Annotated in this window: 1 protein-coding gene and 1 pseudogene; both read right to left on the bottom strand. The window is 59.7% G+C overall.

The features are described from left to right. Positions 1-428: pseudogene (locus tag EN939_RS35905) on the bottom strand (carbohydrate ABC transporter permease); the annotation flags it as partial. A 1-nt stretch (position 429) separates the two neighbouring features. Next, a partial coding sequence (locus tag EN939_RS35900) for a carbohydrate ABC transporter permease (protein ID WP_164751593.1) occupies positions 430-935 on the bottom strand: 506 nt, incomplete at its 5' end.

Here is a 935-nt window from a genome sequence, read left to right as displayed (position 1 = left end):
AACAGTATCGAGGGCGGCCCGAGATAGGCCAGGAAGATTGCCAAGCCGACCTGCCGCGCCCCGGAAAACCTCAAGCGCTCGATCGCATAGGCAGCGAACACCGCCGCCAGCAGCGACAGGAAAGTTGAGGCGGTCGAGATGATGATCGTGTTGAGAAGCCAGCCCGGATAGGATGTGTCGAAGAGCAGATACCGAATATGCTCGAGTGTCGGATTGACGACCCAGAACGGATTGAAATTGGCATAATCCGTCATCTCGAGATTGGGTTTCACCGCCGTGATCGTCATCCAGTAGAACGGGAACAGCAGCACGATGACGAAGATCAGGAGCGGCAGATAAACGGTGACCACGCGCCGGGGCAGGCTCTGGAGATAGCCCATGCCGCCTTCATCCGTGTTCGGACGATTGTTCGTTTCGATCGCGGCCATGTCAGTCTCCACCGCCCTGCTGCCATTTACGACGTTGCAGCCCGAAATAGCTGAAAAGGATCGCCGCTAGCAGGAACGGGATCATCGCCACCGCGATCGCGGCTCCCTCGCCAAGCTGGCCGCCGGAAATGCCGCGCTGGAACGAGAGCGTCGCCATCAGATGGGTGGCATTCACCGGTCCGCCGCGAGTCAGCACATAGATCAACTGGAAATCGGTGAAGGTGAACAGGACCGAAAAGGTCATGGTGATGGCGATGATCGGCGTCAGCAGCGGCAGCGTCACATAGCGGAACAACTGCCAACGGCTGGCGCCGTCGAGCGTCGCGGCCTCGTAAAGCGATTGGGGAATCGTCTGCAGGCCGGCCAGCAGCGTGATGGCCACGAAAGGAATGCCGCGCCAGACATTGGCAGCGATCACCGAGGCGCGCGCGTTCTCCGGATCGCCAAGGAAATTGATGCGGTGATCGATCAGTCCCATTTCCATGAGCGCCCACGACAGGATGGAGA

The sequence above is a fragment of the Mesorhizobium sp. M7A.F.Ca.CA.002.05.1.1 genome, assembly GCF_003998335.1.
Taxonomy (GTDB): Bacteria; Pseudomonadota; Alphaproteobacteria; order Rhizobiales; family Rhizobiaceae; genus Mesorhizobium.
This window is presented reverse-complemented; position numbering and strand designations above follow the sequence as displayed.